Annotated in this window: 29 protein-coding genes; 19 read left to right on the top strand and 10 right to left on the bottom strand. The window is 62.1% G+C overall.

All coding sequences use genetic code 11. The features are described 5' to 3' along the window. The first annotated feature begins 644 nt into the window (after window positions 1–644). Both BLR94_RS22350 and BLR94_RS22355 read left to right on the top strand, forming a co-directional pair. Window positions 645–1,316 (top strand): response regulator, encoded by a 672-nt coding sequence (locus BLR94_RS22350; RefSeq protein ID WP_084308120.1) that lies wholly within the window; start codon window positions 645–647, stop codon window positions 1,314–1,316. Then, complete coding sequence (locus BLR94_RS22355) at window positions 1,309–2,697, top strand: sensor histidine kinase N-terminal domain-containing protein (protein ID WP_084308121.1); 1,389 nt, start codon at window positions 1,309–1,311, stop codon at window positions 2,695–2,697. Before BLR94_RS22350 ends, BLR94_RS22355 begins: the two co-directional genes overlap by 8 nt. A gap of 44 nt (window positions 2,698–2,741) precedes the next feature. Here the strand turns inward: BLR94_RS22355 and BLR94_RS22360 are convergent, their stop codons facing one another. Beyond that, window positions 2,742–3,578, bottom strand: a complete 837-nt coding sequence (locus tag BLR94_RS22360) for an HDOD domain-containing protein (RefSeq protein ID WP_084308122.1) — start codon at window positions 3,576–3,578, stop codon at window positions 2,742–2,744. A 48-nt stretch (window positions 3,579–3,626) separates the two neighbouring features. Beyond that, complete coding sequence (gene ygfZ, locus BLR94_RS22365) at window positions 3,627–4,568, bottom strand: CAF17-like 4Fe-4S cluster assembly/insertion protein YgfZ (RefSeq protein WP_084308123.1); 942 nt, start codon at window positions 4,566–4,568, stop codon at window positions 3,627–3,629. Window positions 4,569–4,777: 209 nt separating this feature from the next. Between ygfZ and BLR94_RS22370 the strand changes: the two genes are divergently transcribed. Together BLR94_RS22370 and BLR94_RS22375 are read left to right on the top strand one after the other, a co-directional pair. Beyond that, window positions 4,778–5,032: an FAD assembly factor SdhE gene (locus BLR94_RS22370; RefSeq protein ID WP_084308124.1), complete on the top strand. Its 255-nt coding sequence runs from the start codon at window positions 4,778–4,780 to the stop codon at window positions 5,030–5,032. Further along, on the top strand, window positions 5,016–5,468 hold the full coding sequence (locus BLR94_RS22375) for a protein YgfX (RefSeq protein ID WP_084308125.1): 453 nt from the start codon (window positions 5,016–5,018) through the stop codon (window positions 5,466–5,468). The genes BLR94_RS22370 and BLR94_RS22375 overlap by 17 nt, the downstream gene beginning before the upstream one ends. Here BLR94_RS22375 and nadB read toward each other — a convergent pair. Then, window positions 5,437–7,053 (bottom strand): L-aspartate oxidase, encoded by a 1,617-nt coding sequence (gene nadB, locus BLR94_RS22380; RefSeq protein ID WP_084308126.1) that lies wholly within the window; start codon window positions 7,051–7,053, stop codon window positions 5,437–5,439. The genes BLR94_RS22375 and nadB overlap by 32 nt on opposite strands. A 472-nt stretch (window positions 7,054–7,525) precedes the next feature. On the opposite strand from nadB, the gene rpoE reads away from it, so the two are divergent. From rpoE to pdxJ, 11 genes are all read left to right on the top strand, one after another. Then, window positions 7,526–8,107 (top strand): RNA polymerase sigma factor RpoE/AlgU, encoded by a 582-nt coding sequence (rpoE, locus tag BLR94_RS22385; RefSeq protein ID WP_013792331.1) that lies wholly within the window; start codon window positions 7,526–7,528, stop codon window positions 8,105–8,107. 31 nt (window positions 8,108–8,138) lie between these two features. Next, window positions 8,139–8,735, top strand: a complete 597-nt coding sequence (locus BLR94_RS22390) for a sigma-E factor negative regulatory protein (RefSeq protein WP_084308127.1) — start codon at window positions 8,139–8,141, stop codon at window positions 8,733–8,735. Between the two features lie 11 nt (window positions 8,736–8,746). Beyond that, on the top strand, window positions 8,747–9,703 hold the full coding sequence (locus BLR94_RS22395) for a MucB/RseB C-terminal domain-containing protein (RefSeq protein WP_084308128.1): 957 nt from the start codon (window positions 8,747–8,749) through the stop codon (window positions 9,701–9,703). Between the two features lie 106 nt (window positions 9,704–9,809). Next, window positions 9,810–11,249 carry a DegQ family serine endoprotease gene (locus BLR94_RS22400; protein ID WP_420895752.1) on the top strand — a complete coding sequence of 480 codons (1,440 nt, stop codon included), beginning with the start codon at window positions 9,810–9,812 and terminating at the stop codon, window positions 11,247–11,249. A 236-nt stretch (window positions 11,250–11,485) separates the two neighbouring features. Next, a complete protein-coding gene (lepA, locus tag BLR94_RS22405; protein WP_084308129.1) occupies window positions 11,486–13,285 on the top strand; it encodes a translation elongation factor 4 in 1,800 nt (599 codons plus the stop codon). Window positions 13,286–13,290: 5 nt separating this feature from the next. Next, window positions 13,291–14,145: a signal peptidase I gene (lepB, locus tag BLR94_RS22410; RefSeq protein WP_084308130.1), complete on the top strand. Its 855-nt coding sequence runs from the start codon at window positions 13,291–13,293 to the stop codon at window positions 14,143–14,145. Between the two features lie 107 nt (window positions 14,146–14,252). Next, window positions 14,253–14,630 (top strand): DUF4845 domain-containing protein, encoded by a 378-nt coding sequence (locus BLR94_RS22415; RefSeq protein ID WP_084308131.1) that lies wholly within the window; start codon window positions 14,253–14,255, stop codon window positions 14,628–14,630. Further along, window positions 14,627–15,316 carry a ribonuclease III gene (gene rnc / locus BLR94_RS22420; protein ID WP_084308132.1) on the top strand — a complete coding sequence of 230 codons (690 nt, stop codon included), beginning with the start codon at window positions 14,627–14,629 and terminating at the stop codon, window positions 15,314–15,316. Before BLR94_RS22415 ends, rnc begins: the two co-directional genes overlap by 4 nt. Next, window positions 15,309–16,211 (top strand): GTPase Era, encoded by a 903-nt coding sequence (era, locus tag BLR94_RS22425; RefSeq protein ID WP_084308133.1) that lies wholly within the window; start codon window positions 15,309–15,311, stop codon window positions 16,209–16,211. The genes rnc and era overlap by 8 nt, the downstream gene beginning before the upstream one ends. A gap of 49 nt (window positions 16,212–16,260) precedes the next feature. Beyond that, window positions 16,261–16,959, top strand: coding sequence for a DNA repair protein RecO (recO, locus tag BLR94_RS22430; RefSeq protein WP_084308134.1), 699 nt, complete (start codon window positions 16,261–16,263; stop codon window positions 16,957–16,959). Further along, the gene (gene pdxJ, locus BLR94_RS22435; protein WP_084308135.1) at window positions 16,952–17,695 is read left to right on the top strand and encodes a pyridoxine 5'-phosphate synthase; all 744 of its coding nucleotides are present in this window, start codon (window positions 16,952–16,954) and stop codon (window positions 17,693–17,695) included. The genes recO and pdxJ overlap by 8 nt, the downstream gene beginning before the upstream one ends. Before the next feature lie 5 nt (window positions 17,696–17,700). On the opposite strand, the gene BLR94_RS22440 is transcribed toward pdxJ, so the two are convergent. Further along, window positions 17,701–18,603 carry a LysR substrate-binding domain-containing protein gene (locus tag BLR94_RS22440; RefSeq protein ID WP_084308136.1) on the bottom strand — a complete coding sequence of 301 codons (903 nt, stop codon included), beginning with the start codon at window positions 18,601–18,603 and terminating at the stop codon, window positions 17,701–17,703. A gap of 127 nt (window positions 18,604–18,730) precedes the next feature. On the opposite strand from BLR94_RS22440, the gene BLR94_RS22445 reads away from it, so the two are divergent. After that, entirely contained in the window at window positions 18,731–19,006 is a 276-nt protein-coding gene (locus BLR94_RS22445; protein WP_084308137.1) for a hypothetical protein, read from the top strand. An 8-nt stretch (window positions 19,007–19,014) separates the two neighbouring features. Here BLR94_RS22445 and cmoB read toward each other — a convergent pair whose 3' ends face one another. The 5 genes from cmoB to BLR94_RS22470 form a co-directional block, all read right to left on the bottom strand. Then, window positions 19,015–19,983 (bottom strand): tRNA 5-methoxyuridine(34)/uridine 5-oxyacetic acid(34) synthase CmoB, encoded by a 969-nt coding sequence (gene cmoB / locus BLR94_RS22450; RefSeq protein WP_084308138.1) that lies wholly within the window; start codon window positions 19,981–19,983, stop codon window positions 19,015–19,017. Beyond that, complete coding sequence (cmoA, locus tag BLR94_RS22455) at window positions 19,980–20,756, bottom strand: carboxy-S-adenosyl-L-methionine synthase CmoA (protein WP_084308139.1); 777 nt, start codon at window positions 20,754–20,756, stop codon at window positions 19,980–19,982. The genes cmoB and cmoA overlap by 4 nt, the downstream gene beginning before the upstream one ends. A 121-nt stretch (window positions 20,757–20,877) precedes the next feature. Then, the gene (locus BLR94_RS22460) at window positions 20,878–21,267 is read right to left on the bottom strand and encodes a protease inhibitor I42 family protein (protein WP_084308140.1); all 390 of its coding nucleotides are present in this window, start codon (window positions 21,265–21,267) and stop codon (window positions 20,878–20,880) included. Between the two features lie 82 nt (window positions 21,268–21,349). Next, window positions 21,350–21,679: a DHCW motif cupin fold protein gene (locus tag BLR94_RS22465; protein ID WP_084308141.1), complete on the bottom strand. Its 330-nt coding sequence runs from the start codon at window positions 21,677–21,679 to the stop codon at window positions 21,350–21,352. Between the two features lie 66 nt (window positions 21,680–21,745). Continuing rightward, window positions 21,746–22,531, bottom strand: coding sequence for a helix-turn-helix transcriptional regulator (locus BLR94_RS22470; RefSeq protein ID WP_084308142.1), 786 nt, complete (start codon window positions 22,529–22,531; stop codon window positions 21,746–21,748). Between the two features lie 163 nt (window positions 22,532–22,694). Here BLR94_RS22470 and BLR94_RS22475 point away from each other — a divergent pair, with 163 nt between their 5' ends. Next, window positions 22,695–23,513 carry a carbon-nitrogen hydrolase family protein gene (locus tag BLR94_RS22475; protein WP_084308143.1) on the top strand — a complete coding sequence of 273 codons (819 nt, stop codon included), beginning with the start codon at window positions 22,695–22,697 and terminating at the stop codon, window positions 23,511–23,513. A gap of 107 nt (window positions 23,514–23,620) precedes the next feature. Next, on the top strand, window positions 23,621–24,943 hold the full coding sequence (locus BLR94_RS22480) for an APC family permease (protein ID WP_084308144.1): 1,323 nt from the start codon (window positions 23,621–23,623) through the stop codon (window positions 24,941–24,943). A gap of 7 nt (window positions 24,944–24,950) precedes the next feature. Here BLR94_RS22480 and metR read toward each other — a convergent pair whose 3' ends face one another. Beyond that, a complete protein-coding gene (gene metR, locus BLR94_RS22485) occupies window positions 24,951–25,868 on the bottom strand; it encodes a transcriptional regulator MetR (protein WP_084308145.1) in 918 nt (305 codons plus the stop codon). A gap of 52 nt (window positions 25,869–25,920) precedes the next feature. On the opposite strand from metR, the gene BLR94_RS27600 reads away from it, so the two are divergent. After that, window positions 25,921–26,067 carry a hypothetical protein gene (locus BLR94_RS27600; protein WP_167359797.1) on the top strand — a complete coding sequence of 49 codons (147 nt, stop codon included), beginning with the start codon at window positions 25,921–25,923 and terminating at the stop codon, window positions 26,065–26,067. The last annotated feature ends 2 nt before the right edge of the window (window positions 26,068–26,069 follow it).

Consider the following 26,069-nt stretch of genomic DNA (forward strand, 5'->3'; position numbering starts at 1 on the left):
CAGTGTGCAGCCGACGACGGTTCGATTGTCTTGCGTATCGTGGGCGAATGAGAAATAGCGTCCGCCCACCCCTCCTGGCGAAGGTGGAGTGCATGCCGGCCAGATCAGATTATCGAGAGTGATAGTGCCTGCATGGCACCCCTTCTCGCTGCCGAGCGTATTGGCTTAGCGGCCGCTGGATGCACAATCGAAGGCGTTGTCCAGCGCCTGTCGCTGACGCTCAGACCGTCAGGTCGCAATGATAGAAGCACGCCACCGGCGGACAGTCGCGGCAGCAGGCGGCTACCATTGAGGCTGGCGAAGCTGTGTTCGAGACGGGCGGCGTGCGCCATCGGACTGGGCAGGGCGGTTGGCCGATCAGGGCCAAGCGGGCTCGGCGAGGGGGCAGCCTGGCACGGGGTAGCGCGCATGCGTGGTACTCCATTGTTATTGTTGTCACGAGCGCACACCACTGTGTGGATCGTTCTACGGGCGGATCTGGCCGTCCTGCGGTGATCCTAGGAGTGCAACCTTTCGCCAACCTTTCAGTACCGAAAGTTGTCCTATAAGCACCGCCGTCGCACGCCATAACTGCCAAGTTACCGCGCGACCGGTAAACTCTCGCCACGCGTGGTGGTCAGTCATGGTTCGGTGTGGAGGTTGCAGTGCGTATTCTGCTGGTCGAGGATCATCCGCAATTGGCGGCAAGCGTTACCCAGGCGCTCAAGAGTGCCGGTTGGACCGTGGATGTTCTGCATGATGGCGTGGCTGCTGACCTGGCGCTGAGCAGCGAGGAATACGCGTTGGCGATCCTCGACGTGGGGCTGCCGCGTATGGACGGCTTCGACGTGCTGGCGCGTCTGCGGGCGCGGGGCAAGACCGTGCCGGTACTCATGCTCACTGCTCGCGGCGAGGTCAAGGATCGGGTTCACGGCCTCAATCTGGGGGCCGACGATTACCTGGCCAAGCCCTTCGAACTGAGCGAGCTGGAAGCGCGTGTCAAAGCCTTGCTGAGGCGCAGCATGCTCGGCGGCGAACAGCAACTGCGCTGCGGTGATCTGGTCTATGACCTGGATACCCGGCGGTTCACGCTGCTGGACGAGAGCCTCAATCTGACGTCTCGTGAACAGGCGGTGCTCGAAGCGATGATCGCCCGGCCGGGCCGGGTCATGAGCAAGGAACAGTTGGCGTCGCAGGTCTTCGGCCTGGACGAAGACGCGAGCGCCGACTCCATCGAGATCTACATCCATCGCCTGCGCAAGAAACTCGAGGGCGATTCGGTACGCATCGTCACCTTTCGTGGCCTCGGTTACCTGCTGGAAGCCACGGGTGGATAGGCCGGGCAGCCTGCGTGGAAGGCTGATCCGGCGACTGGCCCTGCTGTTCACGGTGATTCTGCTGGTCAGCAGCCTCACTGCCTACTGGAGTGCCCGGCACGCTGCTGACACGGCCTACGACCGAACCCTGCTGGCCTCTGCCCGAGCGATTTCCGATGGCCTCTACGCCGTGGAGGGGATGTTGAGCGCCAATGTCCCCTACATCGCCCTCGACACCTTCGCCTATGACAGTGCCGGACGTATCTACTACCAGGTGCTGGGCCCCAAGGGTGAGCTGGTATCCGGCTATGAGGATCTGCCAGCCGCACCACCGGATACGCCGCGAACCAACGATTATCCGGCCCTGGCCAAGTTCTACGACGGTGCCTACCGCGGTCAGGGCGTGCGAGTGGTGAGCTTTTTGCAGCCGGTCAGCGAGCCAGGCTACAGCGGCGTGGCCGAGATTCGCGTGGCGGAAACCCAGGGCGCGCGCGAGCGCATGACTCGTGACCTGCTGTTGGGCACCTTGTGGCGCATGGGGCTGCTGTCCATGAGTGCGCTGCTGCTGGTGTGGCTGGCTGTGAGCGCTGGCCTGCGTCCGCTGGAAAGCTTGCGGCGTACGGTGGCGGCGCGCAGCAGCGACGATCTGCGACCCTTGCCCGATGGCGACATGCCCCGTGAGCTGCGTCCTCTGGTCAACGCATTGAATCAGTTCAACGACCGCCTGCGTGGGCTGTTCGAACGCCAGTCTCAGTTCATCGCCGACGCCTCCCACGAGTTGCGCACGCCACTGGCAGCACTCAAGGCCCGGGTCGAGCTGGGCCTGCGTGATCGGCAGCCGGAGGTCTGGTACGCGACCCTGGAAGATGCCGCATTGAACGCCGATCGCTTGACGCACCTGGCCAACCAACTGCTGTCATTGGCGCGTATCGAAAGCGGTGCGCGGGCCATTGCCGAAGGTGGTGCGCTGCGCCTGGATCTCAGCCAACTGGCTCGAGAGCTGGGCATGGCATTGGCGCCGTTGGCCCATTCGCGGGGAGTCGCTCTGGCCCTGGAGGCCGAACAACCGGTGTGGATCCGTGGTGAGCCGACGCTATTGAACGAGCTGCTCTGCAACCTGCTCGATAATGCCATGGCCTACACCGAGGCCGGCGGCAACGTGATACTGCGGGTACTGGAACCGGGAGTGCTGGAGGTCGAGGATGACGGGCCAGGTATTCCCGAGGAGGATCGGGAACGGGTCTTCGAGCGTTTCTACCGGCGTCAGGCCCAGGGACTGGGGGCGGGCCTGGGGTTGGCCATCGTCGGGGAGATCTGTCGTGCACATCGCGCTGCGATCAGCCTGCATCAGGCCAACCCCCAGGGCCTGCTGGTTCGCGTGGCCTTCCACGAGCCGGGCTAGCGCCCGGCTGGTTCAGCGATGCGCGCCGGTCCCGGGTGTGGCTGTCACTGCAGCATGGCCATGGCGGCGTCCATCGCGGCGGACAGGTCTTCGTCGGCATGCAGATCGATGTCCGGCTTGAGACCGAGCTTGGCGAAGGCTGGAATCTGGCCCCAGTCGAGTTGCGCGTAAGGGTGTGGTGTACCGATGTGGCTCTGCAGGGTGGCTACTTGGACGAGGTCGACGTAATCGACCTTGGCGCCGTTGCGGCTGAAGTTCAGGTACTGGCCGGGCACACAGGCGATCATTTCCGGGAACTCCCAGGTGCGCAGGATCTTGTCACCGATGATCGGGTGGATCTGTTCGATGACATGGTTGAGGCTGATAGAGTCAGCCAGCAGTTCGCTGTGTTCTTCCGCGTAGGTGAGAATCGGCAGTACGCCAATCTGGTGAACCAGCCCGGCCAGGGTCGCCTGATCCGGCATCAGGCGTGTGTAATGGCGGCTCAGTACGTGACAGATACCGGCGATCTCGGTGCTCTTGTTCCACACTTCGCGCATCTTGCGGTCCACCACGTCGGTGGTGGCCTGGAACATCTGCTCCATTGCCAGGCCGGTGGCCAGGTTGCAGGTGTAGTTGATGCCGAGGCGACCGATCGCCATCTGCAGGTCGGTGATTTCCCGGTTGGTGCGCAGCAACGGGCTGTTCACCACCTTGATGATGCGGGCGGTGAGCGCCGCGTCATTGCCGATGACCTTGCTCAACTCCGGGATGCCGACGTTCGGATCCTCCGCTGCCTCGCGAACTTTCAAGGCCACCTCGGGCAGGGTCGGTAGAACCAGCTCATCGTTGTCGATGGCCCTGGTCAGATCCAGTTGGACTTTCTCGGCGAGTTTGCTCATCGAATTCTCGTTATCGGCAGAGTGTTGGCGGACTGAGCGCAGTGTACGTCAGCGCTGGATCTCGCGGTTGCTGTCCAGCGTGTACGGCAGGTCCAGCAGGGCGAGCGGCAGACCTTCCGGCGTGCCCAGGTGGATATTGCCATCCTTCGCCGCATCCTCCTGCAGCACCGCCAGCAGCTCCACGCCGTTGGCGCTGGGCGCGGCCAGTACCACCTCGCCAACCGCGCTGCGGTGTACGGGAGAGAACAACTCGGTGCCAGGTTGGGGTGCCTGTTCGGCGCTCAGGCTCAGGCGATAGAGGCGCCGTTTGAGTTTGCCGAGGTATTGCATGCGGGCGACGATTTCCTGGCCGGTGTAACAGCCTTTCTTGAAACTGACGCCGCCGACTGCCTGCAGGTTGATCATCTGTGGGATGAACAGCTCGCGGGTCGCGCCGGTGACCTGGCCGATACCGGCACGAACCTGCGCCAGCAGCCAGTCGTTGAGCGTAGCCTGGGGCAGTCGTTCGCTCAGCTGCAGGCGAAGGCTTTCGGCCTGCGCGATCGGCGCCCACAGTTCGGCGCGCCCATCGCTCAGGCGGATGGCCATCAGGCTTTCGGTAGTGGCGACGCTATCAACTTGGGCGTTGAGCTCGAGGCCGAGCGCCTGCAGCGCGTCTTCGCCTCCGCTGAGGCCAAAACGAACCCAGGCCTCGCTCTCGTCGCCGAGCTTGGCCTTGGAAAACACCACGTATTTCTGCAGATCAGCGAGCTGCGCCTCGAGCAGCTCGCGATCCATGGCCAGCAGGAAGCCTTCGGCCACGCTGACGATGCGGAAGCTGGAAAGCATACGGCCCTTCGGCGTGCAGCGCGCGCCCAGGCTCGAACCGCTGCTGCCCAGGTAATTGATGTTGCAGGTGATCTGGCCCTGCAGGAATTTCCCGGCATCCGGGCCGCGCACGGCGAGGATGCCCTCGTGGGTGAGTGGGCAGAAGAAAGCGCTATCGGCCATGGTCGAGAGAGTCGCAGGCAGAGAATGAGGCTGCCATGATAAAAGCAGCGGCGAGCCTCAAGCTACAGGCATCGACGGGAAAAGACGCTGGCCGACGACAGGTCCCGGGGCGCTGGCGAGCCAAGCGGCTACGCTTGACTGCTGTAGGGGTCTGCCACGCAGGCGTGCAGCTCTTGTTATACTGCCGGCCTTTTTTCAGGAGCAGCCCAATGGTCGACGCCATCGAACTCAACCGCCTCTTCTGGCACAGCCGGCGCGGGATGCTGGAGCTGGACGTGTTGCTGGTGCCCTTTGTGCGCGAGGTCTACGCGACCCTGAGCGAAGAGGATCGCGCTCGTTACCGCAAGCTGCTCGAGTGCGAGGATCAGGACATGTTCGGCTGGTTCATGCAGCGCGGCGAACCCGAGGATGCGGATTTGCGCCACATCGTTCGTATGATTCTGGACCGTGTCCAGCCCCAGTAAGCGCTTCGAGTGTCAGTGGCAGCCGTCGCGGCGGCTGCTGGAGGTCTACCTGTGTGCCCAGGCTCTGGCCGTGCTGACGCTGCTGTTGGTCGATATCCCGCTCTGGGCAGGCGTCTTGGCGGCGGTGCTGCTCGCAGCCCATGCGGCCTGGGTGCTGCCGCTGCACGTACTGCAGAACCGTCCCGGTATCTTTCGCGGACTGCGCCATGATGACGAGGGCTGGCAGGTTCGCCGCGATGCAGATGACTGGCAGCCTGTCACCCTGATGCCGGACAGCATCGCGCTGCCGTGGCTGGTCGTCGTGCGATTCCGCCTGCCAGGCCAGCAGCGCGTGCACAGTTTTTGCCTGCCAGCCGATAGCATGTCCCACGACGCCTATCGGCGTCTGCGGGTCCATCTGAAGTTCAGCCGTCAGCGTTGGCGGGTCGCAGAATAGTGTCCTTAGCGTGGGACAGCAGGTCTGGATAGTCCAGTGTGTAATGCAGCCCCCGTGACTCCTTGCGCTCCATGGCAGAAAGGATCATCAGTTCGGCCACCTGGGCGAGATTGCGCAGTTCGATCAGATCCCGACTGACCTTGTAGTTGCTGTAGAACTCGTCGATCTCGTCAAGTAGCAGGCGCACACGATGGTGTGCCCGCTGCAGGCGTTTGGTGGTCCGCACGATACCCACGTAGTCCCACATGAAACGTCGCAACTCGTCCCAGTTGTGGGCGATGATCACGTCCTCATCCGAGTCGGTGACCTGGCTGGCATCCCAGGACGGCAGTTCGGTAGGCATCTGCACCCGGTCCAGATTGGCAACGATGTCGGCGGCCGCCGAACGCGCGTAGACGAAGCACTCGAGCAGCGAGTTGCTGGCCATGCGATTGGCGCCGTGCAGGCCGGTGAAGCTGGTTTCGCCGATAGCATAGAGGCCGGGTACGTCGCTGCGCCCGGCCTGATCGACGAGCACACCGCCGCATGTGTAGTGCGCTGCGGGTACCACGGGAATCGCCTGTCGAGTGATGTCGATACCGAATTCCAGGCAACGCCGATGAACCGTCGGAAAGTGGCTTTTGACGAACTCCGCGGGTTTGTGGCTGATGTCCAGGTAGACGCAGTCGATGCCCAGACGCTTCATCTCGTGGTCGATGGCGCGGGCGACGATATCCCGCGGTGCCAGTTCCTCGCGTGGGTCGAAGCGTGGCATGAAGCGCTCGCCGTTGGGCAGGCGCAGCAGGGCGCCCTCGCCACGCAGGGCTTCGGTGACCAGAAAGCTCTTGGCCTGGGGATGATACAGGCAGGTCGGGTGGAACTGGTTGAACTCCAGATTGCCGACCCGGCAACCGGCGCGCCAGGCCATGGCAATGCCGTCACCGCAGGCGCCGTCTGGGTTGCTGGTATAGAGGTAGACCTTGGCGGCACCACCCGTGGCGAGAATCACGAAGCGGGCATGATGGGTGTCGACCTCACCGCTGCGCCGATCCAGCACATAGGCGCCCAGGCAGCGCTGCCCCTCACGGCCGAGTTTGCGCTCGGTGATCAGATCCACGGCGACACGCTGTTCCAGCAGCTCGACATTAGGGCGCTGGCGCGTGCGTTCGAGCAGGGTATTGAAGATCGCTGCGCCGGTCGCGTCGGCGGCGTGGATGATCCGCCGATGGCTGTGGCCGCCCTCGCGGGTCAGGTGGAACTCGAAGCCGCCATCTTCGCGATCATGTTCTTCGTCGCGCGTGAAAGGCACTCCCTGGTCGATCAACCACTCGATGGCCTCGCGACTGTGTTCCACAGTGAAGCGCACGGCGTCTTCACGGCACAGGCCGCCGCCTGCGTTGAGGGTGTCGTCCACGTGGGAGTCGACCGTGTCGCTGTCATCCAGTACCGCTGCCACGCCACCTTGGGCCCAGTACGTCGACCCATTGGCCAGCTCGCCCTTGCTCAGCACCGCGATGCTCAGCTGTTCGGGAAGCGTCAGCGCCAGGGTAAGGCCAGCCGCACCACTGCCGATAACCAGGACATCGTGCTGGAAATGTTGGCTCATTATTCGCGTCATCCGCTTAGGGCATCCCACTAGTATATAGAGGGGGGCAGCGGCACAATAGCCGGCCCATTGGGTTGCCTTGGGCAGAAGGTGTATTCTGGATGGCTGGCGATGTGCCTGCTCAGCTTGTTGACGTAAAATGCTGGCTGGAGCTTCATATGCTCCTCTATGGCCCTGATGAACTTTTTTAGTAGTCAAGGTTCTATAGCGGAGTCGCCCCGGAGAGGGATTATGTCTGGTGGTTCGGACGGATGAAGGCCGCTTTGGCGTGATTCGTTTCGGCAGATCAGGTGATCTAAGACTATTTACGCAGTAGGGATATACGCCTGCTGCGTTGTTTCGTGCAAAACCAAAAATGTTTTGCGGGAAGCTTGTTCGGAGGGGGAGAACTTTTGCGCATGGCTCGAGTCTATTTTTGCAGATCGATCCTCTGGCAGACGCTGATCTCCTACGAGCTCAACGAGGAGTATTCATGCTAACCCAGGAAGAGGATCAGCAGCTGGTCGAGCGCGTTCAGCGTGGTGACAAGCGGGCTTTTGATCTGTTGGTGCTGAAGTACCAGCACAAGATTCTCGGGTTGATCGTGCGGTTTGTGCACGACACCCATGAAGCTCAGGATGTGGCGCAGGAAGCTTTTGTAAAAGCTTACCGGGCGCTGGGAAACTTTCGCGGAGACAGTGCGTTCTATACATGGCTGTACCGCATCGCCATCAACACGGCGAAAAATCATCTGGTGTCTCGCGGTCGGCGGCCACCGGATAACGATGTAAGCGCAGAAGATGCGGAGTTCTACGACGGCGATCATGCCCTCAAGGACATCGAATCTCCCGAGCGTGCGTTGTTGAGGGATGAAATCGAAGCGACCGTGCATCGGAGCATCCAGCAACTGCCAGAAGATTTACGAACGGCGCTAACGTTACGTGAATTTGATGGTCTGAGTTACGAAGACATTGCGAGCGTCATGCAATGTCCAGTTGGCACCGTGCGTTCGCGAATCTTTCGGGCGCGTGAAGCCATCGACAAGTCCCTGCAACCGCTGTTGCAGGAAGCCTGAGACAGCGGCGACAGCCAAGAGAGGAACCGCTATGAGTCGTGAAGCCCTGCAGGAATCGCTGTCCGCGGTGATGGATAACGAAGCGGATGAACTTGAACTTCGGCGTGTGCTCGGTGCGAGCAACGATGCCGAGTTGCGCGCCACCTGGTCACGTTACCAGGTCGCTCGTGCCGTCATGCACAAGGATCTGCTTGTGCCGCGGCTGGACATCGCCGCAGCCGTTTCCGCTGCCCTGGAAAACGATGCCACGCCAGTGGCGCAGGAACAGCAAAAAGTGGTGCGTGGCCCATGGCGCAGCCTCGGACGCGTAGCCGTTGCAGCTACCGTAACCGTTGCCGTGCTGGCTGGCGTACGTTTCTACAATCAGGATGACGTTGCTGGAGCCCAGTTGGCGCAACAGCAAGCTCAGCCTTCCATTGCTCTTCCGCAGGCTCAGGGGCCAGCCATTCTGGCTGGTTTCAAGACCTCGGACGAACAGCCGAGCGTAGAGACCGTGTCTGCAGAAGGTGAGGGTTGGCACGAGCAGCGTCTGCCTGAATACTTGCGTCAGCACGCCCAGCAGTCCGCTCCCGGCAGCAACGAGAACGCACTGCCGTTCGCTCGATCCGCGAGTGTAGAAGAGCGTTAAGAAGCACGCATATGCGCTTCGTTTTCGCTACTTCTCTGGTGCTCGGCAGCTTCTTGGCAATCCCTCCCGCCATGGCTGCCGATGCTCAGAGCTGGTTGCAAAGGCTTAACAAGGCCGAAAGCAGCCAAAGCTTTCAGGGCACCTTCGTTTACGAACGCAACGGCACTCTCTCAACCCATAGCATCTGGCGTCAGGTCGAGCCGGGTGGAGGCGTGCGCGAGCGGCTATTGCAACTCGATGGTGCCCCTGAGGAAGTGCTTCGGGTTAATGGCCAGACGCAGTGCGCCAGCGGCTCTTCATCCGCAGAGTTGGTCGATGATCAGGCCTGGCCGAGCCATGACCTGAACACCGAACAGCTGGGTGAGTGGTACGAAATGCGAGTGACTGGTGAATCACGTGTTGCGGGGCGTCCTGCGGTGGTTCTCGGATTATTGCCGCGTGATCAGTACCGATATGGCGTGGAGCTGTATCTGGATCGTGAAACGGGTCTGTCCCTGAAGTCGTTGCTGGTCAGCGATAAGGGTGTGTTGCTCGAGCGCTTCCAGTTCACCCAGCTCGATACCGCGCAAGCGCAACCCGCCAAAGTGCTACAGCCGTCAGCTGATTGCGCACCTGTACGCCTCGTCAAAGCCGACAAGAAGCGGCCAGAACTCTGGCGCTCCGACTGGGTACCGCCTGGTTTCAGCCTCAGTGCTGTCACCCAGCGTCGAAGCCCCGCCTCCACAGATAATGTCGACTGCCTGATCTACGATGACGGGCTGGCGCGTTTTTCCGTGTTCCTCGAACCTTTGCATGACGCCACAGTCGCTGATGCACGTAGCCAACTGGGCCCAACCGTGGCCGTTTCGCGACGCCTGACAACAGATGATGGAGATGTCATGGTTACGGTCGTGGGAGAAATTCCGCTTGGAACGGCGGAGCGCGTCGCCATGTCGATGCGCGCCAGCGATGTGCATGCAACGCCATAAGGGTCGACGATAACGATCAAGGTCGATGGTGCCGCCGTATCGTCATGTTCTGTTTTACCGATGGCCCCGCAGGGGCTCGTTTGTTCTGGATGGGGAAGAATCTGTAATGTCGATGCCTAGCCTGAAAAACTATGCTGCCGCGTTGTTCGCGGCGTTCATGATGGGCCAGTCCGTTGCTGCGCATGCGCAGTTGCCGGACTTCACGCCACTCGTCGAAGCCGCTTCGCCTGCAGTGGTCAATATCAGTACCCGGCAGAAAGTGCCGAATGCCGTTGCCGGCAATGGTGGCTTGTCCGTTCCGGATCTGGAAGGCCTGCCGCCGATGTTTCGCGAGTTCTTCGAGCGCAGCATCCCCCAGCAGCCGCGTGCGCCAGGCGGCGGCGGTCGCCAGCGTGAGGCGCAGTCACTGGGCTCGGGCTTCATCATTTCCAAGGATGGCTACATCCTGACCAACAATCATGTGGTCGCCGATGCCGATGAAATCATCGTGCGTCTGTCCGACCGCAGTGAGCTGGAAGCCAAGCTGATAGGTACCGACCCGCGCAGCGACGTCGCTCTGCTCAAGGTGGAGGCCAGCGATCTGCCTACGGTCAAGCTTGGTAACTCCGACAGTCTCAAGGTCGGTGAGTGGGTGCTGGCCATCGGTTCTCCCTTCGGCTTCGATCATTCGGTGACCGCCGGTATCGTCAGTGCCAAGGGTCGCAGCCTGCCGAACGAGAGCTATGTGCCGTTCATTCAGACCGACGTGGCGATCAATCCCGGCAATTCGGGTGGCCCGCTGTTCAATCTGGATGGCGAAGTGGTGGGTATCAACTCGCAGATATTTACCCGCTCAGGTGGCTTCATGGGGCTGTCCTTCGCCATTCCGATGAGTGTGGCGATGGATGTGGCCGACCAGCTGAAGGCCAGTGGCAAGGTCAGTCGCGGCTGGCTGGGGGTGGTCATCCAGGAAGTGAACAAGGATCTCGCCGAGTCTTTCGGTCTGGAGAAACCGGCCGGTGCGCTGGTCGCCCAAGTGCTCGAAGACGGTCCGGCGGCCAAGGGCGGATTGCAGGTGGGTGATGTGATCCTCAGTCTCGATGGCAAACCGATCATCATGTCCGCCGATCTCCCCCACCTGGTTGGTGCCTTGAAGCCGGGCACCAAGGCCAATCTGGAAATCGTTCGCGAAGGCGCCCGCAAGACGCTGAAAATGGCCGTGGGTACCATGCCAGCCGATGATGGCGACGAAGCGACCGAAAGCGCTACGCCTGGTGTGGAGCGCAGCAGCAACCGCCTTGGCGTGAGTGTCGCCGAGTTGACTGATGAGCAGAAAAAAGCCCTGGATCTGAAGGGGGGTGTGGTCATTCGTGAAGTGCAAGACGGCCCGGCCGCGTTGATCGGTCTGCGTCCTGGCGACGTGATCACGCACCTGAACAACCAGGCTATCGGTTCGGCGAAGAACTTCACCGAAGTCGCCCAGTCGCTGCCGAAGAATCGTTCTGTTTCCATGCGCGTGCTGCGCCAGGGCCGAGCCAGCTTCATCACCTTCAAGCTGGCCGAGTAGGTTTGGCTGAATAAGCCCGGCTGAGCAACTGCTCTGTTTGCTGGTGGAAAAGGGGTGATGAAAGTCACCCCTTTTCCGTATCTGCCGGCATGGATTTTTTGTTTTCGCGAGTGCTCACGAGTTGAAATAGCGCCCCCATGCGGACGTCCCGACGTGACGTGGAGGCAGGCACTCGGTTAAACTTCGCGGCTATTTTCGGCGGGCAGTCGCCTGCGGCCTTTTTCGAGTGTTGTCCTGTGAGTGACCTGAGTCATATCCGCAATTTTTCCATCATTGCCCACATTGACCACGGCAAGTCGACACTGGCTGACCGGTTCATCCAGATGTGCGGCGGTCTGACCGCGCGCGAGATGGAGGCTCAGGTTCTCGATTCCATGGATCTGGAACGCGAACGCGGCATCACCATCAAGGCCCACAGTGTCACCCTGTATTACAAGGCGCAGGACGGCGTCACCTATCAGCTGAACTTCATCGACACGCCCGGCCACGTCGACTTCACCTATGAGGTGAGTCGCTCGCTGGCTGCCTGCGAGGGTGCGTTGCTGGTGGTCGATGCCGGGCAGGGCGTGGAGGCGCAATCGGTGGCCAACTGCTACACCGCCATCGAGCAGGGCCTGGAAGTCATGCCCGTGCTCAACAAGATGGACCTGCCGCAAGCCGATCCGGATCGGGTCAAGGACGAAATCGAGAAGATCATCGGCATTGATGCCACCGACGCCGTAGCCTGCAGCGCCAAGAGCGGCATGGGCGTGGACGAAGTGCTCGAACGCCTGGTGCACACCATTCCGGCGCCGACCGGCGAGATCGAGGCGCCGCTGCAGGCGCTGATCATCGACTCCTGGTTCGACAACTACCTGGGCGTTGTCTCCCTGGTGCGTGTGCGTCACGGTCGGGTGAAGAAGGGCGACAAGATCCTGGTCAAGTCCACGGGCAAGGTGCATCTGGTCGACAGCGTGGGGGTGTTCAATCCCAAGCACACCGCCACTGCCGATCTCAAGGCCGGTGAAGTGGGCTTCATCATCGCCAGCATCAAGGACATTCACGGTGCGCCGGTCGGCGATACCCTGACGCTCAGCTCGACGCCCGACGTCGAAATGCTGGCAGGCTTCAAGCGCATCCAGCCACAGGTCTACGCCGGTCTGTTCCCGGTCAGTTCCGACGACTTCGAGGACTTCCGCGATGCCTTGCAGAAACTGACCCTCAACGATTCGTCCCTGCAGTACCTGCCGGAAAGCTCCGATGCCCTGGGCTTCGGTTTCCGCTGCGGTTTCCTCGGCATGCTGCACATGGAGATCATCCAGGAGCGCCTGGAACGCGAGTACGACCTGGACCTGATCACCACGGCGCCGAGCGTTATTTTCGAGGTCGTGCTCAAGAGCGGTGAAACGATTTACGTCGATAACCCCTCCAAGCTGCCGGATGTGTCTTCGGTCGAGGATTTCCGTGAGCCGATCGTCGCGGCGACCATCCTGGTGCCGCAGGAACACCTGGGTAACGTCATCACCCTGTGCATCGAGAAGCGTGGCGTTCAGCGCGACATGCAGTTCCTCGGCACCCAGGTTCAGGTTCGCTACGACCTGCCGATGAACGAAGTGGTACTCGACTTCTTCGACCGCCTGAAGTCCACCAGCCGTGGCTATGCTTCGCTGGATTACCATTTCGACCGCTACCAGTCGGCCAACCTGGTCAAACTGGATGTACTGATCAACGGTGACAAGGTCGATGCCCTGGCGCTGATCGTGCACCGTGATAACGCCCACTACAAAGGGCGCCAGTTGACCGAGAAGATGAAAGAGCTGATCCCTCGGCAGATGTTCGACGTAGCCATTCAGGCCGCCATCGGTGGTCAGATTGTGGCGCGTACCACTGTCAAGGCGCTGAGAAAGAACGTTCTGGCCAAGTGCTACGGCGGTGACGTGAGCCGTAAGCGAAAACTGTTGGAAAAACAGAAGGCCGGCAAGAAACGCATGAAGCAAGTCGGTAACGTGGAAATTCCACAAGAAGCCTTCCTTGCTGTACTCAAGTTGGATAGTTAGGGCCTATGTCATTCAATTTCCCGCTGTTGCTGGTCATCGCCGTCGCCGTGTGCGGAGCCCTGGCCCTGTTCGATCTGGTGTTCCTGGCGCCCCGGCGTCGTGCGGCGATCGCCAGTTACCAGGGCAAGGTCGAGCAGGCCGACGAGGCAGTGGTCGAGAAGCTCAACAAGGAGCCCTTGCTGGTCGAATACGGCAAGTCGTTCTTTCCGGTACTGGCCATCGTGCTGGTGCTGCGTTCCTTTCTGGTCGAGCCGTTTCAGATCCCGTCCGGCTCGATGATTCCGACCCTCGAGGTCGGCGATTTCATCCTGGTCAACAAGTTCGCCTACGGCATTCGCCTGCCGGTGCTGGACAGCAAGGTGATCGAGGTGGGCGACCCGCAGCGGGGCGACGTCATGGTGTTCCGTTACCCGAGCGACCCCAACGTCAACTACATCAAACGGGTGGTCGGGTTACCGGGCGACCACGTGCGCTACAGCAGCGACAAGCGTCTGTTCGTCAATGACGCCCCCGTCGCCGAACAGCTGATTGGCGAAGAGCCGGGCAGCCTCGGCAGCGCCACGCTGTACAGCGAGCATCTGGGGGAAGTGGAACACCGCATCCGCAAGGAAATGAGTCGCTACCGCGCAGAGCCCGGCAAGGAGTGGACCATTCCGGCAGGCCATTACTTCATGATGGGCGACAACCGCGACAACTCCAATGACAGCCGCTACTGGAACGATCCGAACATTCCCAAGGACGTTCTTGGCATGGTTCCAGACCGCAATATCGTCGGCAAGGCGTTCGCCATCTGGATGAGCTGGCCAGATCCGAAGTTCAAGAGCCTGCCGAACTTCTCCCGGGTCGGCCTCATTCACTGATCGGATGAAAATTTGCGGCGCCGTTCAATACGACGCCGCTAGCTATCTATAGTCTTCTCGTGTGCTCGATACGCATGACGGCAACTATCTGGATATTGGGGAAAGACATGAAGTTCGCACGCTCGCAGCAAGGTCTGTCGATTGTGAGTTGGCTGGTTGTGCTCGCCGTGACGGCGTTTCTCGCCAGTACGGCGTTCAAGGTGGTTCCGCATTACCTCGACTACATGTCGATGGAAAAGATCATCACCTCGGTGGAAACCGACAAGGTGCAGGGGGTCAGAACCGTAGGCGATTTCTATGCCCACGTCAGCCGTGGCATGACGGTCAACAGTATCCGTGACCTGAACCTGCAGGACGTGCTGAAGGTGACTATCGTGGATAACGAGTTTCTCGCTCACCTGAAGTATGAAAAACGCGAATCGCTGATCGAGAACCTCGATCTGGTGGTTAATTTCGATAAAGAATTCCGTGTGCGAATGCCGTGACTGTTTCGTTGACCCGCCTCGAGCGCCAGCTCGGGCACAGCTTCAAGGATCAGGATCTGATGATCCTGGCGTTGACCCACCGCAGCTTCGCCGGTCGCAACAACGAGCGTCTGGAGTTTCTCGGAGATGCGATCCTCAATTTCGTTGCCGGTGAGGCGCTCTACGAGCGTTTCCCCCAGGCCCGTGAAGGACAACTGTCGAGATTGCGTGCGCGCCTGGTGAAAGGCGAGACCCTGGCCATATTGGCCCGGGGGTTCGACCTGGGCGAGTACTTGCGCCTGGGTTCGGGCGAGCTGAAAAGCGGTGGTTTCCGCCGCGACTCCATACTCGCCGATGCGCTGGAGGCGCTGATCGGCGCGATCTACCTGGATGCCGGCATGGACATCGCCCGCGAGCGCGTGCTGGCCTGGCTGATCAACGAGCTGGATGGCCTGACCCTGATCGACACCAACAAGGACCCCAAGACTCGCCTGCAGGAATTTTTGCAGTCACGTGCTTGCGAGCTGCCGCGTTACGAGGTGGTCGACATTCAGGGCGAGCCTCATTGCCGGACATTCGTGGTCGAGTGTCAGGTCAATCTACTCAATGACAAGACCCTGGGCCAAGGCGCCAGCCGCCGCATTGCCGAACAGGTAGCGGCGACGGCAGCGCTGATCGCTCTGGGTGTGGAGAACGGCAATGACTGATTCGCCTGTAACGCGCTGTGGCTACGTCGCCATCGTCGGCCGGCCCAACGTGGGCAAGTCGACCTTGCTCAATCATATCCTCGGCCAGAAGCTTGCGATCACCTCGCGCAAACCGCAAACCACCCGCCACAACATGCTCGGCATCAAGACCGAGGGCGAGGTACAGGCCATCTACGTCGATACGCCCGGCCTGCACAAGAACAACGAGAAAGCGCTCAACCGCTACATGAACAAGAATGCTTCGTCGGCCCTCAAGGATGTCGACGTGGTGATCTTCGTGGTCGACCGTACCCGCTGGACCGACGAAGACCAGATGGTGCTCGAGCGTGTCCAGTACGTGGAGGGGCCGGTGATCCTGGCGGTCAACAAGACCGACCGCCTGGACGACAAGGCCGATCTGATGCCGCACCTGAAGTGGCTGGCCGAGCAGTTGCCGAACGCCGAGATCGTGCCGGTATCCGCTCAGCAGGGGCATAACCTGGAGGCCCTGGAAAAGCTGGTGGGCGATCGCCTGCCCGAAGGCGTGCACTTTTTCCCGGAAGACCAGATCACCGACCGCTCCGGGCGTTTCTTCGCCGCCGAACTGGTGCGCGAGAAGATCATGCGTCAACTGGGCGCCGAGCTGCCGTACCAGATCACCGTGGAAATCGAAGAGTTCAAGCGCGAAGGACGGATCATGCACATCCATGCGCTGGTCTTGGTCGAGCGTGACGGGCAGAAGAAAATCATCATTGGCGAGAAGGGCGAGCGCATCAAGCGCATCGGCCAGGAGGCGCGCAAGGACATGGAGTCGATGTTCGATACCAAGGTCATGCTCAACCTCTGGGTCAAGGTGAAAAGCGGCTGGTCCGATGACGAGCGCGCCTTGCGTTCCCTGGGCTACGACAACATCTGACCCGGTATCCCGCCGCCTCGCGGCTGGCACCGACAGCGAGTGATTCAGCATGCTTGCGCTCAGCCAGCCCGCCTATGTCCTGCACAGTCGTGCGTACCGTGAAAGCAGTGCGCTGGTCGACTTTCTCACGCCCCAGGGGCGTTTGCGTGCCGTGTTGCGTGGTGCGCGGGGCAAGGCCGGCAGCCTGTCCAGGCCGTTCATCCCTCTCGAACTGGAAACCCGTGGCCGCGGTGAGCTTAAGAACGTCGGCCGTCTGGAGGCGGCCGGTATTCCCAACCTGCTCTCCGGCGACGCGTTGTTCAGCGGTCTGTACCTGAACGAGTTGCTGATCCGCGTGCTGCCGGCCGAGGACCCCCATCCAATCATTTTCGAGCAGTACGCCATGACCGTCCTGGCGCTGGCCCAGGGGCGCGCGCTGGAACCGCTGTTGCGGGCCTTCGAATGGCGCTTGCTGGACGAGCTCGGCTATGGTTTCGCCCTCGACAGCGACGTGCAGGGCGATCCGGTGGTCGCCACCGGCCTGTATCGCCTGCAGTCCGACAGTGGCCTGCTGCCCATCGGCCATTGGCAGCCAGGTGCTTTTCTGGGCAGCGAGCTGCTGGCCATGGCCGAGGCGGACTGGACTGCGCCGGGTGCGCTGACGGCTGCCAAACGGCTGATGCGCCAGGCGCTGGCCCCTCATCTGGGCGGTCGACCTCTGGTCAGCCGCGAATTGTTCATGACGCTCAAGGAGCCGACCCGTGACTGAAGCCAACCGTGTTTTGCTGGGCGTGAATATCGACCACGTCGCTACCCTGCGCCAGGCGCGCGGCACACGCTATCCGGACCCCGTCAAGGCGGCGCTGGATGCGGAAGAAGCGGGTGCCGATGGGATCACCGTGCACCTGCGCGAAGACCGTCGGCACATTCAGGAACGCGATGTGCGCCTGCTCAAGGAGGTCTTGCAGACGCGCATGAACTTCGAGATGGGGGTGACCGACTTCATGCTCGATTTTGCCGAACAGATCCGCCCCGAACATGTCTGCCTGGTGCCGGAAACCCGCCAGGAACTGACTACCGAAGGCGGTCTGGACGTAGCTGGCCAGGAGGCCCGAATCGCCGCAGCGGTGCAGCGTCTGGCTGCCGCTGGCAGCGAAGTTTCCCTGTTCATCGATGCCGACCCGCGGCAGATCGAGGCGAGCAAGCGGGTCGGCGCGCCGGCCATCGAATTGCACACCGGGCGTTATGCCGATGCGCAGGATGCGCAGCAGGCCGCTGCGGAGCTGCTGCGTATTCGTGAAGGCGTCGCGCTGGGCGTTTCCCTGGGCCTGATCGTCAACGCCGGTCATGGCCTGCACTACCACAATGTCGAGCCGGTGGCGGCGATCCCCGGCATCAACGAACTGAACATCGGCCACGCCCTGGTCAGCCATGCCCTGTTCGTTGGCTTCAAGGATGCGGTGCGGGAAATGAAGCAACTGATCGAGAGCGCCGCAGCACGCTAGTGGCGCTAGCGGCGTGCTCCGTAGGCCACTGCCACCTGCGCCGCCAGCGCTTCCGCGGCGGCACCACGGTTGCTGCCGCGCAGCAGTTTGATGTGATAGTCGCCCAATGGTGGCAGCCCGTGCTCCTGTTGAGGGAGGCGGCGTAGCGGCGGTTTGACCAGGCTGGCCGGGAAGGCGGCGATGGCCAGATCGGCAAGCAGCGCCGCTTCCTGACCAGCACACTGCTCGCTGGAGTAGGCGATGCGGTAGTTGCGCCCCAGCCTGTCCAGGCCGTCCATCGCCGCACGTCGCCAGGCGCAGCCGCGGCTGGCCACGGCCAGCGGTAGAGGGTTGCGCTTGACCGCCAGCCCGCCATCACGGCCTGCCCAGACCAGCGATTCGCTGCAGATGATCTCCCCTCGGGAGTCGTCGGCGTCGCCATTGCCGGTATTGAGCAAGGTCAGGTCCAGCTCTCCGGCATCCAGGCGCTCGATCAGCTCGCAGCTGCGGCCTACCGATACGTCGACCTGAACCGCGGGATGGCTGAGGGCGAACTGCGACAGCAGGTCGGGGAGGGCGCCCACGCCGATATCGAATGGCGTGCCGAAACGCACGGTGCCCGCCAGGTTCGGAACCAGAAAGTGCGATACCGCTTCCTCGTTGAGCTTGAGCAGACGCCGCGCGTAGCCGAGCAGGATCTCGCCATCCGCGGTGAGTCGCACGCGGCGGCTTTCGCGGAGAAACAGCGTGCGCCCGAGGGATTCTTCCAGGCGCTTGATCTGCTGGCTGACAGCCGCCGTGGTACGGAATACCTGGGCGGCGGTGCGGGTAAAGCTGCCGCTTTCGGCGATGCCGACGAACGTCTTCAGCACATCGCTTTCCAGTAGTGGCAGGGCGGCGGGCAAGTCGGTGAGCAGCGGGCTGTTCATGATGTCGTTAATATTTTCTTAATCAGCTGTTAGGTATTACTAGTTTGTCTTAACGTTAGGCGCCACTCAATCTGTCGGCAAGCGGTTACCGATAACCGGTGACCTCAGGCTGTCGAGGAGAGTTGTCATGACGTCGAACGAACAGCATGCCGCCAATGCCGGGCGCACCCCCCAGGCAAGGTCGTCGGGCCTTGTCGCCAATGAGCTGACCCAGTGGCTGGGCGACTGGTATTTCGCCTGGTGCTGGAGGCGCAAGATGCGCCGCCTGCTGAGTCTGGAAAGCGCTGGTCAGGTGCGCCTGGGAAGCGCCCGTGAGCGCGTCAGCGCCGGTGCGCGGATGCCCCTCGCAATGATCGCTGCGCGGCAGGCAGACTGGCGCCGCAAAGGTGATGTGGCTGACTGACGCTGCTGTCAGGGCTTGCGTGCGACCAGTACGGCACGGCGCGGGGCCGGCAGGCCTTCGAGGGTGCGGCGGTGATCCAGCGGGTCGAGGAACTCCGGCAGCGACTGGTAGCGCATCCAGTCGGTGCTGCGCTGTTCCTCGACGGAGGTGACGCTGACGTCCACGCAACGCACGTCGACGAAGCCGGCGCGGCGCAGCCACAGTTCCAGCGCCGGCACCGAAGGCAGGAACCAGACGTTGCGCATCTGTGCATAACGGTCTTCGGGAACCAGCACCTGATAAGCGTCGCCTTCCACCACCAGCGTCTCCAGCACCAGTTCGCCGCCCTTGAGCAGGCACTCCTTGAGTTCCAGCAGGTGATCGATGGGCGAGCGCCGATGGTACAGCACGCCCATGGAGAACACGGTGTCGAAGCCCAGCAGCTTTGCCGGCAGTTCCTCGATGCCCAGGGGCAGGTGCCAGGCAGGCATGTCCGGCAGGTAATTCTTCATGGCCAGGAACTGGCAAAGAAACAGCCAGTTCGGGTCGATACCGACCACGCTCTTGGCGCCATCGCCGAGCATCCGCCACATGTAGTAGCCATTGCCGCAGCCGACGTCGAGTACGCACTTGCCGGTCAGGTCCAGGTGCGGGGATACCCGTTGCCATTTCCAGTCGGAACGCCACTCGGTATCCACATGTACACCGAACAGGTGAAAGGGGCCCTTGCGCCAGGGGATCAGGCCACGCAGGGCGCTGTCCAGGGCTGCCTGGGTGGTCTTATCGGGGTGGCCGTCGAGCCTGAAATCCCTGAGCAGGTCGATCTGTGTGGCATCCAGTGGCGGCAGCGCCTCGACGGCGGCGTACCAGCGCTGCAGGTCACCGTGACCGATGGCCAGTTTGGCATCGATCTGCCCCGGCAGTTCGGCGCTCCATTGCTGCAAGGGCGTGCCAGCGAGGTGCGCCTGTAGGGTATCGAGATCCATGCGGTGCATCATGGCAGGGCCACCATGGAGGCGAAATTCAGGCACTGGAACCAGGGCAGCACCTTGCTGAAACCGGCTGCCAGTAGCCGCTCGCGGTGCTGCTCGAGGCTGTCGGGCAACATGACCTTTTCGATGGCGCTGCGCTTCTGGGCGATTTCCAGTTCGCTGTAACCATTGGCACGCTTGAACGCGACATGCAGGTCGGTAAGCAGGGCATGTTGCTGGTCATCCTCGAAGCGCAGCTTTTCCGACAGGATCAGTGCGCCGCCCGGCAGTAGAGCCTGGCGGATACGGGCCAGCAGCGGCAGGCGCTGAGCCGGCTCGATGAACTGCAAGGTAAAGTTCAGTGCTACCAATGAGCTCGGCTCGAAGTCCATGGCGAGGATGTCCGCTTCGATGACCTCGACCGGCAGCAGCTCCTGGAACATCGAATCCTGGGCATGCAGGTATTCTCGGCAGCGTTCGACCATGGCGCTGGAGTTGTCCACCGCGACCACGCGGCAGTCTTCCAGCTGAACGTGGCGGCGCAGCGCCTGGGTCACCGCACCCAGCGAGCTGCCCAGGTCGTAGAGCACGCTGTGCGGCTGGGCGAACTGGCCGGCCAGCACGCCGATATTCTCGACGATGGTCGGGTAACCGGGCACCGAACGCTTGATCATGTCCGGGAACACACGCGCCACGTCTTCGTTGAACACGAAGTCCGGCACCTGATCCAGTGGCTGGGCGAAAAGTCGGTCGGGCTGTCTGTTCACGGTCGGTCTGCGCGGCGCTGGAAAGGCGCGCATTTTAGCCAAGTCCGGCGATTAGCCAAACCTTGTCGGCTGCGTTCGTCGGATCTCTGCCGGAAGAGCCGACTTGCAGTTGATTTTTCTCGACCTGCAAGTCGGTTACGAATGGCCAGCGGGCCTAGCGAACGCTAACCCGGCAGTCGAAGGTCTCTGCTGGTTCGGCGCCGGCATCCCAGGGCTGCACGTAGGTCAGCAGCAGCTGAGCGTCTCCGCTTTCCGTTGCCTGGAATCGCCAGGTGGAGTGACCTTCGCCGCCCACCAGATCGGAGTTTCCAGCCGCGCTGTAAACTTCCGGGCCGAGGCTCTTGAGAACGCTGGCGGCATTCTCGCGGACCACCCAGCGATAACCGGTAGTGGGGTTGCTCGGCAGGGTGAGGATTACCTGCTGGCCGGCGTGCAGGTTGAGCGGGCACTGCTGTTGTTCCTGCACGGTGACGCTTCTGGACTGGCTAGCACAAGCACTCAGCAAGGCGATTGCCGCGACGAGCGACAGGCTGTGGGAGGTCATCAGGGGCTCCGTTGGCTGGGAAACGTGCTTCAGCATAGCCGCTGCCGCATGGGCTGTAACCCGTGCCGGCGAGCGAATGTCGTCAGTCGACGATGAACAGCCGCGCGCCTGTACTCGTCGAGCTGCGGTGCGCTTCGGCCTGATCAGCGACCTGATAGCTCATGCCCGCGGTCATCACGAAGCGGCGGCCATCCTCCAGCTCAGTATGCAGTTCGCCCTCGAGGCACAGCAGGATATGGCCCTTGCTGCACCAGTGGTCGGCCAGGTAGCCGGGCGAATAGTCGACCATACGCACCCGCAATGCGCCGAACTGTCGAGTTCGCCAGTGGGCCACGCCGGTTTCTCCAGGATGCTCGGTGGCGTCCACCTGGCTCCAGTCGGTAATGCCAAAAGGGATATCGGCGATGTTCATGAGGGTTTCCTGACGTGTGGTGAATCATGACGTGGCTGCCGAGGCCATGATGCCGACCGAGGTCTGTCAGTCCTGCTGGGCCTGGAGAAACAGGGCGAACAGTTCGGATTGCGACTTTATCCCCAGCTTGGCGTAGATGTGCTTGCGGTGCACCTTGACCGTCTCCGTCGAGATGGACAGTTTGCGTGCGATCTCCTTGCCCGAGCAGCCACTGAGCATCAGCCTCGCCACATCCAGCTCGCGCGCGGTAAGGGTGTTTTCCATCCAGTGCCCGGCGCTGCCCTGAGGCTGCGGGCGAGCCGGGCCTGGCGTGATGGTGCCGAGCAAGTCCTGATCGAAGGCCAGGCGCTGGCGCATCAGGCCGCCCACCCACGGCTGCACCAGGCCAAGCAGGGCCAGGTTCTCGGGGCTGAAGCGGTGGCGCGCCCCCAGCGACAGGCACAAGGTTTTGCCGTCCTGCAGCGGGACGTTGAACTGCACTTCGTCGACCACCACGTTGAGGCGGAAATAGCGTTGGTAGTAGTCGGTCCGCTCGAAGCGTTCCGGTGCCACGTCAGCCAGGTGCAGCAGGCCGCCCACGGCGCGTTCGCGGCTGTCGATATAGAACGGGTCGAGCTGGTAGAGACCCTTGAGGTAATCCAGGAACAGCGTGTCGGGACCACCGTCCAGCCCAGGGCACTCGGCAAGCACCTGGGGCCGTGCGTCGCTGAAGATCAGCACCACCCAGCTGTCGAACGCTACGTACTGTTCCAGTACGCGTACCAGCGCCGTCCAGAAACCGGGACGATCGAGCCCCTCGATGAGTTTACCGACCGACTGGTGCCAGGCGATGTGCTGCAATGAAAGCCCCATTTTCTACCCCCGATGGGTTAACCCGCCCGCGTGATTACCGGCGTCGATGCTTGCCGCCATACTCGGGGTACGGCAGCGGCAGGTCGCGACCTGCCGCTGGGAAAACGGCCAGGCCGATTCTGACGCTTTTTGCCGGTCATGGACAAAACAACAGGAAATCGAGATGAAGATCGAACTGGTACAGGTACGTGGTCGTGATGGCGACACCGCCTACAACCTGAGCCGCGCATTGCAGGCCATCGACGACAGCGCCGAGGGTACCGATCTGCTGGTGTTTTCGGAGACTCATCTGATGGGCTTTCCGACAGCGCTGAACATCGCCGAACTGGCCGAACCGATCGACGGCCCGACCATCAGGGCGGTGCAGCAGGCGGTTCGCGAGCGCAACATCTCGGTGGCCATCGGCATGGCGGAAAATGACGCCGGGGTGTTCTACAACACGACGCTGCTGATCACCCCGGCGGGGATCGCCCTGCGCTACCGCAAGACCCACCTGTGGTCATCCGACCGCGGCATCTTCACGCCGGGTGACCGCTACGTGACGGTGCCCTGGCAGGGTATCCGGGTCGGCATCCTGATCTGCTTCGACATCGAGTTCCCGGAAAGCGCCCGGGCGCTGGCGCAGCTCGGCGCCGACCTGATCATCGTCACCAACGGCAACATGGACCCCTATGGCCCCACCCACCGCACGGCGATCATGGCGCGTGCCATGGAAAACCAGGCATTCGCGGTGATGGTCAACCGCGTGGGCAGTGGCGATGGCGATCTGGTCTTCGCTGGCGGCAGCAGTGCGGTCGATCCATTCGGCCAGTTGCTGTGCGAGGCCGGGCGCGAAGAGTGTCGGCAGATCGTCGAGCTCGACCTCGATCAACGACAGGCTGCCTGCAGCGATTACCGCTACCTCGATGAGCGGCGCCTGATGCTGCCCGGTGAGCGAATCGACTACCCGGACGGGCGCCGAGAACTGCTGATTCCACGTTAAGACGGAGGCCAACCTCCGCATTGCCGCCGGGCCCGGTTCCCGGTGGGCGCTGCTGTGTTCGCCGACTTCGGCTCTGCCATAAAAATCATAATCTCGGAGTAGCAGTAATGGCCAATCTCAAACGTACCCTGTCACTGGGTTCGGTGGTGCTGTTCGGCATCGCCTACATGACCCCGATCATCGTGCTCGGTACCTTCGGCATTCTTGCCGACGTGACCAGCGGGCAGGTGCCCGCTGCCTACGTGGCCGCCACACTGGCCATGCTGTTCACGGCGCTGAGCTACGCGAAAATGGCTGCGGCCTTTCCCGTGGCCGGTTCCGCCTATACCTACGTGCGCAAGTCGATCAACGCCAAGCTGGGCTTTCTCGCCGGTTGGGCGGTGCTGCTCGATTATCTGTTCCTGCCCATGGCCATCTGGCTGATCGGCGCCGCCTACCTGGGCTCGGCGTTTCCCGAGGTGCCGCAGGCCGTCTGGGTGCTGGGGTTCATCGTGGTGACTTCGCTGATCAACGTGGTGGGCCTGCAACTGGCCAAGACGGTCAATGGCCTGCTGATGGTGGTACAGCTTCTGGTGCTGGTGGCCTTCGTTGCCTTGTGCGTGCATTACGTGGCGGGGGATGGCAGCAAGCCGTTGTGGAGCCTGCAGCCGTTCTTCGACGGCAGTTTCAGCCTGCCGCTGGTGATGGGCGGCGCGGCCATCGCCTGCTATTCGTTTCTCGGCTTCGATGCGGTCAGCACGCTGACCGAAGAAACCCGCGACCCGCAGAAGACCATTCCCAGGGCGATTCTGCTGATCACCCTGTTTGGCGGGCTGATCTTCATCGTCACCTCCTACTTCGTGCAGCTCGCTCACCCCGGCGCCGTGTTCACCAGTACCGACTCCGCTGCCTATGAAATCGCCCGTAATATCGGTGGCGATCTGTTCGTGTCGATATTCCTGATCGGCCTGATCGTTGGCCAGTTCACCTCAGGCCTGTCGGCCCAGGCCAGTGCCTCGCGCCTGCTGTTCGCCATGGGGCGTGACGGCGTACTGCCCAAGCGCCTGTTCGGCACATTGAGCAAACGCTTCGGAACGCCGCTGGGAAGCATCCTGCTGTGCGCGGTGGTGGCTCTGCTGGCGCTGAAGCTGGACGTCACCACCTCGACCTCGTTCATCAACTTCGGCGCTTTCCTGGCCTTCTCGCTGGTCAACCTGTCGGTCATCTTCCATTACTGGATCGGCGGCGCCCGGCGCGGCGTCCGTGAGCTGCTGCAGTACCTGCTGTTCCCGCTGCTGGGCATGTTCGCCACGCTGTGGCTGATGGTGAGCCTCGATCACCTGGCGATCACCCTTGGCCTGTGCTGGCTGGCACTGGGTGTCGCCTACCTGGCCTGGCTGACCGCAGGCTTCCGTCGCCAGCCGCCGGAAATGCAGTTCGACGCAGCCTGAACCGTCACTACCGGGCAACGCTCACCCCTTCGAGGTTGGCGAAGGAGGTGTCCTTGGCGGTGAGCAGGAAGTCACGCATGAAGGGGGCGTCGAGCATGTCCGTGCGGATGCCCGCGTAAAGCGTGGCGAACAACCCCTTGTCGCCCAGGCGCTTGGCGGTCACGTAGCCACGCGAGCTGTATTCGTGCAATGCCCAGTTGGGCAGCCCGCAGACGCCACGGCCGCTGGCCACCAGTTGCATCATCATCACCGTCAGTTCCGAGGTGCGCACCTGGGCCGGCTCGATGTCGGCGGGTTCGAGAAAGCGGGTGAAGATGTCCAGTCGATCCCGTTCCACCGGGTAGGTGATCAGGGTTTCCTTGGTCAGGTCTTCAGGGCGGATGAAAGGCCGGTTGGCCAGTGCGTGCTGGTTGGCCACCGCCAGCATCGCTTCATAGGTGAACAGCGGCACGTAGGTGATGCCGGACAGCTCCAGCGGGTCGGAGGTCACCACCAGATCGAGGTCGCCGCGGGCCAGGGCGGGCAGTGGCGCGAAGGAGAACCCCGAGGCCAGGTCCAGCTCCACTTCCGGCCAGGCATCGCGAAACTGGTCGATGGTCGGCATCAGCCACTGGAAGCAACTGTGGCATTCGATCGCCATGTGCAGACGCCCTGCGGTACCGCCGGCAAGGCGTGACAGGTCCCGTTCGGCGCTGCGCAGCAGGGGCAGCACGTTGTCGCACAGTTGCAGCAGGCGCAGGCCGGCGCTGGTGAAGCGTACCGGCTTGCTCTTGCGCACGAACAGCTGCATGCCCAGGCGCTCCTCGAGTTCCTTGAACTGGTGCGACAGTGCCGACTGGGTCAGGTGCAGGCGTTCGGCGGCCTCGACCAGGCTATCGGTCTCGCGCAGGGCATGGAGTGTTTTCAAATGACGGATTTCGAGCATCGATGGGCCTGCGGGATATTCAATTGAACGCTCGTAAAGGTGAGCGTTTTTCATGACGAAAGTGTCTCTCAGCATTGCTTCGCTGTCGAGTCCGGCACTGACCATCCGCCTGGCGGGTTTCATCAAATTGTCACCATGGTGTGGCAGCGCGTCGTCGTCGATCACTGCGACACTTTCCGGCTACCCGATCCATGGCTGATG

It is taken from the genome of Phytopseudomonas flavescens, assembly GCF_900100535.1.
Lineage (GTDB): Bacteria > Pseudomonadota > Gammaproteobacteria > Pseudomonadales > Pseudomonadaceae > Aquipseudomonas > Aquipseudomonas flavescens.